Genomic DNA, 9303 nt, shown 5'->3' with positions numbered 1-9303 from the left:
ACGACCGCTAGTCGCACGCCACCGTCGCCGCGCCCGTCGTACCCCCGGTGGCGCCCGCCGTGTCCCCGACCGTGCCGGTGGCGACCCCCGCGGCCCGGTCGTCGTGGGCCTGGGTCCGCACGCTCGGAGGGTTCGGGGTGCTCGCCGCCCTGCTCTGGTGGGTGGGCGCCGGGCCGTTCCTCGACGGGCTGCGGCTGATCGACGGCCCGGCGCTCGCCGCGGCCCTCGCCATCGGGCTGGTCACCACCGTCTGCTGCGCCTGGCGGTGGGCGCTGGTCGCGGGCGGCCTCGGCGTACGGCTGCCGATGGGCGCCGCGGTGGCCCACTGCTACCGCGCGGTCTTCCTCAACTCGACGCTCCCCGGCGGGGTGCTCGGCGACGTGGACCGCGCGGTGCGGCACGGCCGGGACGCCGGCGACGTCGGCCGGGGCATCCGCGCGGTGGTCTGGGAACGCACCGCCGGGCAGGTCGTCCAGCTCGTCATCGCCGTGCTCGTGCTGACCGCGCTCCCGTCGCCGGTCCGGCCGTACCTGCCCGCGGTGACCGGAGTGCTGCTGGCCGTCGGGCTCGGCCTGGTCCTGCTCGCCCGGGCGGCGCCCCGCTCCGGCGCTTCCCGGTGGGGGCGGGCGCTGCGCACCGGAGTGGCCGACGTCCGGGCCGGACTGCTCGCCCGGCGGACCTGGCTCGGCGTGGTGGTCGCCTCCGCCGTGGTGGTGGCCGGCCACCTGGCCACCTTCGTGGTCGCGGCCCGCACCGCCGGCGCCGACGCGCCGCTGGCCCGGCTGGTGCCGCTGACGTTGCTCGCCCTGCTGGCGATGGGGCTGCCGGCCAACGTCGGCGGGTTCGGCCCGCGCGAGGGGGTGGCCGCGTGGGCCTTCGCCGCCGCCGGCCTGACCGCCGCGCAGGGCGTCGCCGCCGCCATGGTGTACGGCGCGCTGGTCCTCGTTGCGAGCCTGCCCGGCGCGGCAGTGCTGCTGCTGCGCCGGTTCGGGGCCACGGCGGCGAGCACCGATCGCTGACCGCGCCTACGGTGGACCTTGGTGGGCACTGCCGGCGCGTCCGGCGGCACCGGACGGAGGAGAGCAATGGACGAAGCGCTGCCGGCGGCGACGGTGCGTACCCAGGTCACGGTCCCACTGCGGTTCCCCGACGGGTACGTCACGACCGCCCGGGTCTTCTCGTTCGACGGCCTGGCGGACGGCCGGGAGCATCTCGCGTTCGGCCTCGGTGACTGGGCGGCGACCGTGGCCGGGCAGATCACCGGCGGACCACCGCCCCTGGTCCGGCCGCACAGCGAGTGCCTGACCGGGGACGTCTTCGGCAGCCAGCGCTGCGACTGCGGCCCGCAGCTGCGGGAGGCGGTCGAGCGGATCGCCGAGGCCGACGGTTTCCTGCTCTACCTGCGGCAGGAGGGGCGCGGCATCGGCCTGTACGCCAAGCTCGACGCGTACGCCCTGCAGGACGCCGGCCTGGACACGTACGAGGCGAACCTGGCATTGGGTCGGGGCGCGGACGAGCGGGACTACACGGTGGCCGGGCAGATGCTGGCCGCGCTGGGCGTGTCCCGGGTCGCCCTGCTCAGCAACAACCCGGACAAGGCCGCCCAGCTCGACCGGCTCGGCGTGACGGTGACCGAACGGGTGTCGACGGGCGTGCACCTGTCCCCGGCCAACGCCGGCTACCTGGCGGCGAAGGTCAGCCGCGGCGACCACGCCCTCGACCTGCCGTTGGTGCCGTGACCGGGCGGCCGTACGTGCTGCTCAGCTGCGCGATGTCGATCGACGGTTACATCGACGACGCCACCACCGAGCGGCTGCTGCTCTCCAACGCCGACGACCTGGACCGGATCGACGGGGTCCGGGCCGGCTGCGACGCGATCCTGGTCGGCGCGGGCACCGTCCGGCGGGACGACCCCCGGCTGCTGGTGCGCTCCGACCGGCGCCGGGCCGAGCGGGTGGCCCGGGGCCTGCCGCCGTCCCCGGCGAAGGTCACCCTCACCGCCAGTGGAGACCTCGACCCGACGTCCCGCTTCTTCACCATGGGCGACGCGACGAAGCTGGTGTACTGCCCGAGCGGCGCGTCGGAGAAGACCCGGGAGCGGCTGGGCGGGGTGGCCACCGTGGTCGACGCCGGCGAGCCGGCCAGCCCGGCCGCGGTGCTGGCCGACCTCGCCGCCCGGGGCGTCCGCCGGTTGATGGTCGAGGGCGGCGGCAGCGTGCACGCCCAGTTCCTCAGCGCCGGCCTCGCCGACGAGCTGCACCTCGTGGTCGCGCCGTTCTTCGTCGGCGACGGCCGGGCGCCGCGCTTCGTCGGGGACGGCCGCTTCCCCTGGCATTCGGGCCGGCGCGCGCGGGTGCTGGATGTCCGCCAGATCGGCGACGTGGTGCTGACCCGGTACGCCCTCTCCGACCGCTGCGAGGGCGGATGACCACCGGTCAGACCACCGGCAGGCCGAGCGCCTCGTCGACCCGGCTCAGCACCGCCACGTCGTCCTCGCCCACCCCGCGCAGCAGGTCGATGGCGGTGGCCCGGATCTGACCGACGATCATCACGACCGGCAGCGGCGGGTCGGAATCGAGCAGCTCGGCGCCGATGCGAACCGCCGCCAGGGCCGCCTCGTCGGCCCGGCCCACGTGCCGGTCGGCGTCGTCGTGGCCGGTCAGGTCGGTGGCGAGCGCCGCACCGGCGGCGCGTACCGCCTCGGCGAGCGCGCGGATCGCGGCGCCCAACTCCGGCGGCGTCGCCGTGTGCAGCCGGGTCAGGGTGACCCCGTTGCGGGCCAGCACCCGGATGTTGCGTACGGCATAGTCGAGCTGCCGGGCGGTGGCCTCGACCTCCTCGACCTGGCCCAGGTGCCGGCGGCGGCGGACCCGCAGCCGCAGCGTCTCGCCGCAGGCCTGGACCGCGCAGCGCAGCCGTTCCACACAGTCTTCCACCTGGCGGGCCCGGTCCAACGCCGCGTGGGCGGCCGTCTCGTCGCACCGGCCGAGCGCGTCGTCGATCCGGTCGAGCAGCTCGGCCAGATCGGTGAAGGTCTGCCGAGCCTCGGCGACCAGCGGGGCGAGCGGGTCGCGGGCGGTCACGAGCTGGCTGGCGGCGAGCGCCACCGCCCCGCCGATCAGCGCGTCGACGAACCGGAACGGCGCGAAGCCGCCCTTCGGCGCGGCCACCACGACCAGGTACAGCGCGGAGAGCGCGGTCTGGATGATCAGTGTGCTGCTCGCGCCGGCGGCCACCGTGATGCCGAGGGTCAGCAGCAGCACGATCAGCATGGTCCCGGTGCCCGGGCCGAGCGCGTGCACCACCAGGTCGGCGATGAGCACCCCGCCGGCCACGCCGAGGATCAGCTCGACGCTCTGCCGGACCCGCTTCCCCCGGGACTCACCGAGGACGATCAGCGCGGCGCTGGGCGCGAAGAGCGGGTCCGGGTGGCCGATGAGCCGCGCGGCGATCAGCCACGCCACGGTCGCGGCGAGCGCGGCCTCGACGACCGGGACCCACCCCTCCCGCAGCCGCCCGACGGCGGCCTTTCCCCAACCTCGCACTGTCCGCACCCTCCTAGGCGGACCGGCGCACCACCGGACCGACGATTCCGGCCGGACCTACTTCTACCCGCGACGTTGATCGTCGTAACAGGACCGTCCCCGCACCTGGCGGGTTATGACCACCCTCACGTCCGTGCCTTACCGCCCCCGGGGGATCAGGGCCGACGTACCGGGGCCGGGGTGGCCTCGCGGATCTCGGTCACGCGGCGACGCAGCACGGGCCGGGCGGGAACGATCGGCGCGTCCCGGCCGGTGCCGTGCCGGCCGTCGCCGTGCCGGCGGCCGGCGGAGGAGGTCCTCTCCTCGTGGTAGTCCTGCTCCACGTTGACCGTCCAGACGTCGTGACCGGCGCCGTGGGCGATGTTCTCGGCGGTCAGCATCGCGGTCAGCATCGAGTGGTCCTGGTTGTTGTAGCGGTGCATGCCGTTGCGCCCGACCGGGTGCACGTTCGGCACCTCACGGGTCAGCCAGTCCCGGATCACGTCGACGTTCTGCTGGTACCGCTCGTCGTACACCGGGTACGCCTTCGGCATCCGGACGACGTAGCCGGCCTCCACGCAGCCCGGCCGGACCAGGCCGAGCCCCTCCAACTCCGCGGTGGCGAGCGCGACCAGGTCCGGGTCGGGCGTCCGCCACATCTCGTCGTCCTCGAAGACGAAGTACTCCAGCCCCAGGCAGGTCCTCCCGTCCTTGACCAGGTACGGCGACCAGGAGCCGAAGTTCTGGATCCGACCCACCCGGACGGCCGGGTCGTGCACGTAGATCCAGTTGTCCGGGAACGAGAACTCCTCCGGGACGACCAGCGCCACGGTCAGGAAGTCGCGGTAGCGCAGGTCGTCGGCGGCGGCGAGCACCTGCGGCGGCGCCGCCGGGCGCAGCGCGCGCACCAGCGCGGAGATCGGCATCGAGGAGATCACGTGGTCGGCCGGCTCGGTCCGTTCCCCGTCCGCGTCGGCCACCGTCACGCCGGTGGCCCGGGCGGCCGCCGGGTCGCGGTGCACGGCCGTCACCCAGGTTCCGGTACGCACCGACCCGCCCCGCTTCTCGACCTGCTCGGTGCAGCGCTCCCACATCATCCCGGGCCCGTGTTTCGGGTACTGGAACTCCTCGATCAGGCTGGTCACGTCCTTGCGGTTCCGCCGCGGCAGCAGCGCGTTGGCCATCGCTTTCGACAGCGAGAGGTTCTTGATCCGCTGGGCGGCCCAGTCGGCCTGCAACTGGTCGGCCGGCATCCCCCAGACCTTCTCGGTGTACGTCTTGAAGAACTTCGAGTAGAGCCGCCAGCCGAATCGGGCGGAGACCCAGCCCTCGAAGTGCGACTGGTCCTTCGGTGGCCGCAACCGCGCCCGCCCGTACGAGCCGACGCAGCGCAACGCTTCGATGATGCCCAGGTTGCGCAGCGCGTTACCGGCGTTGAGCGGGTAGTCGTAGAGCGCGCCCCGGTAGTAGATCCGGCTCATCCGGGGCCGGAGTAGGAAGTCCTCGTCGGGCAGGATCTCGTGCCAGAACGCCTCCACCCGGGACACCTTGGTGAAGAACCGGTGGCCGCCGATGTCGAAGCGCCAGCCGTCCCGCTCCACGGTGCGGCTGATCCCGCCGACCACGTCGTCGGCCTCGAAGACCCGGACCGGCTCACCGTGCCGGAGCAGTTCGTACGCAGCGGTCAGCCCCGCCGGCCCCGCGCCGATGACCACGGTGCCGCTCTTCTCGCCCATGCTGTCCGTGCCCTCCGCCGCCGGCCTGTTCGTTGCGGCAGCGCGGTTACCCGTTTCGCCCCCGATCTCACCTTTCTGCGCGCCGAGATTGTCGCCGGTCGTCGGGCCGCTCGCCGCCCCGCGCTCGCCGCGGTCGCCTCCGGGAACCCGCACCGTCGGCGATGGGCAGACGTCCACCGCCCGCGGGCAGGTGTCAACGGCCGCGGAACGGGGATCCCGGGCGACGGTTCGCGGTCCGGGAGCGGTCGCGGGCGGGCGACGCGTGGGGGACGGATGGTGAACGGGCAACGGGCCGACGCGGCCGGCGGTTCCGCCACGTCCCGGCTGACCCGTGGCACGGCCGGCGGCCCCGCCACGGACCGCCCGAGGCCGGGGGCCCGGCTCCGCCGCGCCGGCCGGGGGGTGTCCCGCCTCGCCGCCCGGGTGCCCGCACCGTGGGGGTTCGTGCTGGCGGTCTTCGTCGGCTCGAAGGTCGTGCTCAGCCTGGTCGGCGTGATCGCGCTGAGCGCCTGGGACGGTGTTCCCGGCGCACCGCCCGCCGACGAGGCGATGATGCGCGCTCAGCAGCATGCCGTCTCGCCGTACCGGTGGATCTCGCTCTGGTTCGCCTGGGACTCGTTCCTCTACGACCACCTGGCCCGGCTGCCGCTGGACCGGCCCTGGCCGGACGTCGGCTTCCCGCTGCTCTATCCCTTCCTGGCCCGGTCGGTCGGGCCGCTGCTCGGTGGGCACACCGCCTGGGCCCTGCTGCTGGTCAGCAACCTCGCACTGGTGTTCCAGCTCTACTACGCCCATCAGCTCGGCGCCCGCCTGCTCGGCGGGGGCGACGCGGCCGGCACGGCGGGCGCCGAGGCGGGCGGCGACGACCCGGCGGCGGGTCGCCGGTTCGTCCGCTACCTGCTGCTGCTGCCGACCGCGTTCCTGTTCCAGGCGGCGCTGACCGAGTCGCTCTTCCTCTGCCTCGCCCTGGCCGCCTTCTGGTACGCCGAGCGGCGCCGCTGGCTGCTGGTGGGGATCGTCGGCTACTTCCTGGCGCTGAGCCGCTCGGTCGGCTTCCTGGTCGTCGTCCCGCTGGCCCTGGTCCTGCTGCGCCAGCACGGGTACCGGCTCGATCCCCGCACGCTCGGGCGGTACCTGCGGCTCGGCTGGCCGCTGCTGCTCGTACCGGGCGGCTGGCTGACGTTCATGGCGTTCTGCCGCTGGCAGGCCGGCGACTGGTTCGCGTACCAGCACGCCCAGAAGCGGGGCTGGGGGATCACCCTGCAGGACCCGCTGTGGGTGGCCTGGCACGGGCTGGCCGGCGGCACCGGCGCGGACGCGTTGCGGGTCTGGTTCGCGGTGGCCGTGTTGGTGATCGCCGTCGTCGGCCTTCGCCGGGCCGAGCTGCCGTACCTGGTCTACACGGTGATCGTGGTGCTGGTGCCGCTGTCGATGGGGCCGCCGGTCTACAAGAGCCTGCTGCGTTACCTGGTCGTGGCGTTTCCGGTCGCGCTGGTGCTGGCCCGCTGGGCCCGCCGGGCCAGCCTCGACACCTGGCTGACCGCCGCGCTGGCCGTGCTCCAGGGGGCGCTCTTCGTGGTGTGGCTGACCTACTGGACGCACTTCATCATCTGAGTCCGGCCTTGCTATGCAACGAGTTGCATAGCAGGATGCTGGCATGTCGCTGGAGCACGCCATCCTGGTCTCGCTGCTGGAGCAGCCGGCCTCCGGGTACGACCTGAACCGGCGCTTCGACCGCTCGATCGGCCGCTTCTGGACCGCCACCCACCAGCAGATCTACCGGGTGCTCAAGCGGATGGAGGCGGACGCCTGGATCACCGCCGAGGAGGTCGGCCAGGACGGGCTGCCCGACAAGAAGGTCTGGTCCGCCGCGCCGGCCGGCCGGGCCGCGCTGATCACCTGGCTGCGCGCCCCGGTGCAGCCCGAGGCGGTCCGGCACGAGCTGGCCGTCAAGATCCGCGGCGCGGCGTTCGACGACCCCGCCGGGCGTGCCGCGCTGGTCACCGAGGTCGAGCGGTACCGCGCCGACCACGAGACCACCCTCGCCGGCTACCTGGCCGGCGAGCGCCGCGACTTCCCGGACCCCGAGGCGCTGGACGCCCGCGGGTCGCTCCAGCACGTCGTGCTGCGCGGCGGCATCGCGTACGAGCGGATGGTGCTGGCCTGGCTCGACGACGTCCTCGCCACCCTCCGCGACCTCGACCCCCCGACCAGGAAGGCGACCCCGTGACCGACCCGCTGCTGCTCAACCCGCGCACCTACGACCCCACCCACCTCGACGAGCCCTCCCGCCGGCTGCTGCGGGCCACCGTCGACTGGTTCGAGCAGCGCGGCAAGCAGGCGCTCGTCGACAGCTACAACCGGCGCGACTGGTACGGCGACTTCCTCGCCTTCGCCGCGAAGGAGGGCCTGTTCGCCACCTTCCTCACCCCGGCCGCGGACGGCGGCGGCGACCCGGACAAGCGCTGGGACACCGCGCGCAACGCGGCGCTGAGCGAGATCCTCGGCTTCTACGGCCTCGGCTACTGGTACACCTGGCAGGTCACCGTCCTCGGCCTCGGCCCGGTCTGGCAGAGCGACAACGCCGCCGCCCGGGCCCGCGCCGCCGAGCTGCTCGACGCCGGGCATGTGATGGCCTTCGGGCTCTCCGAGCGCCCGCACGGGGCCGACATCTACTCCACCGACATGCTGCTCACCCCGGACGGCGCGGGTGGCTTCCGGGCCACCGGCGGCAAGTACTACATCGGCAACGGCAACGTCGCCGGCCTGGTCTCCGTCTTCGGCCGCCGGGCCGACGTCGAAGGTCCCGACCGGTACGTCTTCTTCGCCGCCGACAGCCGGCACCCGGCGTACCGGCTGGTCGGCAACGTGGTGAACGCACAGATGTACGTCAGCGAGTTCCGGCTGGAGGACTACCCGGTCCGCGCCGAGGACATCCTGCACACCGGCAAGGCCGCCTTCGACGCGGCGCTGAACACCGTCAACGTCGGCAAGTTCAACCTCTGCACCGCCTCGATCGGCATCTGCGAGCACGCCATGTACGAGGCGGTCACCCACGCCCACCACCGGGTGCTGTACGGCCGGCGGGTCACCGACTTCCCGCACGTCCGCCGGGAGCTGACCGACGCGTACGCCCGCCTGGTCGCGATGAAGCTGTTCAGCGACCGGGCGGTCGACTACTTCCGCTCGGCCGGCCCCGACGACCGGCGGTACCTGCTGTTCAACCCGATGACCAAGATGAAGGTCACCACCGAGGGCGAGAAGGTCATCGACCTGCTCTGGGATGTGATCGCCGCGAAGGGCTTCGAGGCGGACACCTACTTCGACAAGGCCGCCAAGGACATCCGCGGGCTGCCGAAGCTGGAGGGGACGGTGCACGTCAACCTGGCGCTGATCCTCAAGTTCATGGCGAACTACCTGTTCCAGCCGACCGACCACCCGCCGGTGCCGACCCGCCACGACCCGGCCGACGACGAGTTCCTGTTCCGGCAGGGCCCGGCCCGCGGCCTCGGCGCGATCCGCTTCCACGACTGGCGGGCCGCGTACGACGCGCAGGCCGCCGTGCCGAACGTGGCCCGGTTCCGGGAGCAGGCCGACGGGCTGTGCGGCCTGCTCGTCGCGCACGCGCCGAGCGAGGATCAGCAGCGGGACTTGGACTTCCTGCTCGCCCTCGGCCAACTCTTCGCGCTGGTCGTGTACGGCCACCTCATCCTTGAGCAGGCCGAGCTGACCGGGTTGGACGGCGACCTGCTCGACGAGATCTTCGACCTGCTGGTCCGGGACTTCTCCGGGTACGCCACCGAGCTGCACGGCAAGGCGGCCACCACGGAGGAGCAGGCCGCCTGGGCGCTGGCCCACGTCCGGCGCCCGGTGCGGGACGCCGAGCGCACCACCCGGGTCTGGGAGCGGGTGGCCGCCCTCTCCGGTGCGTACGAGATGCACCCCTGACCGATCCGCCTCACCGCCCGGTTCCTGTTCTTCCCGCTACAAACCTGATGACGTGAACGGATCAACTCGGCGCGATCCGTTCACGTCGTCAAGTT

General features: G+C 73.5%; 8 protein-coding genes. 6 read left to right on the top strand and 2 right to left on the bottom strand.

Features of this window, described 5'->3' with window-relative positions; genetic code table 11:
• Window positions 1–59: 59 nt before the first annotated feature.
• The 3 genes from SLP03_RS26980 (at window position 60) to SLP03_RS26970 (ending at window position 2428) form a co-directional block, all read left to right on the top strand.
• Entirely contained in the window at window positions 60–1019 is a 960-nt protein-coding gene (locus SLP03_RS26980) for a lysylphosphatidylglycerol synthase domain-containing protein (protein ID WP_319463446.1), read from the top strand.
• Between the two features lie 66 nt (window positions 1020–1085).
• Window positions 1086–1739, top strand: a complete 654-nt coding sequence (locus SLP03_RS26975; RefSeq protein WP_319463445.1) for a GTP cyclohydrolase II — start codon at window positions 1086–1088, stop codon at window positions 1737–1739.
• Window positions 1736–2428, top strand: a complete 693-nt coding sequence (locus SLP03_RS26970) for a RibD family protein (protein WP_319463444.1) — start codon at window positions 1736–1738, stop codon at window positions 2426–2428. Before SLP03_RS26975 ends, SLP03_RS26970 begins: the two co-directional genes overlap by 4 nt.
• Window positions 2429–2435: 7 nt before the next feature.
• Here the strand turns inward: SLP03_RS26970 and SLP03_RS26965 are convergent, their stop codons facing one another.
• Both SLP03_RS26965 and SLP03_RS26960 read right to left on the bottom strand, forming a co-directional pair.
• Complete coding sequence (locus SLP03_RS26965; protein WP_319463443.1) at window positions 2436–3545, bottom strand: FUSC family protein; 1110 nt, start codon at window positions 3543–3545, stop codon at window positions 2436–2438.
• 155 nt (window positions 3546–3700) lie between these two features.
• Window positions 3701–5260, bottom strand: a complete 1560-nt coding sequence (locus SLP03_RS26960; protein ID WP_319463442.1) for an NAD(P)/FAD-dependent oxidoreductase — start codon at window positions 5258–5260, stop codon at window positions 3701–3703.
• A 276-nt stretch (window positions 5261–5536) separates the two neighbouring features.
• Between SLP03_RS26960 and SLP03_RS26955 the strand changes: the two genes are divergently transcribed.
• From SLP03_RS26955 to SLP03_RS26945, 3 genes are read left to right on the top strand one after another with little or no spacing between them, the layout of a single operon-like run.
• Window positions 5537–6874: a hypothetical protein gene (locus tag SLP03_RS26955; RefSeq protein WP_413644751.1), complete on the top strand. Its 1338-nt coding sequence runs from the start codon at window positions 5537–5539 to the stop codon at window positions 6872–6874.
• A gap of 43 nt (window positions 6875–6917) precedes the next feature.
• Complete coding sequence (locus SLP03_RS26950) at window positions 6918–7490, top strand: PadR family transcriptional regulator (RefSeq protein WP_319463440.1); 573 nt, start codon at window positions 6918–6920, stop codon at window positions 7488–7490.
• A complete protein-coding gene (locus SLP03_RS26945) occupies window positions 7487–9208 on the top strand; it encodes an acyl-CoA dehydrogenase family protein (RefSeq protein ID WP_319463439.1) in 1722 nt (573 codons plus the stop codon). The genes SLP03_RS26950 and SLP03_RS26945 overlap by 4 nt, the downstream gene beginning before the upstream one ends.
• Window positions 9209–9303: the final 95 nt, after the last annotated feature.

The sequence above is a fragment of the Micromonospora sp. RTP1Z1 genome, assembly GCF_033804685.1.
GTDB lineage: Bacteria > Actinomycetota > Actinomycetes > Mycobacteriales > Micromonosporaceae > Micromonospora.
The sequence above is the reverse complement of the archived record's forward strand: the minus strand, read 5'-3'. Positions and strand labels throughout refer to the sequence as shown.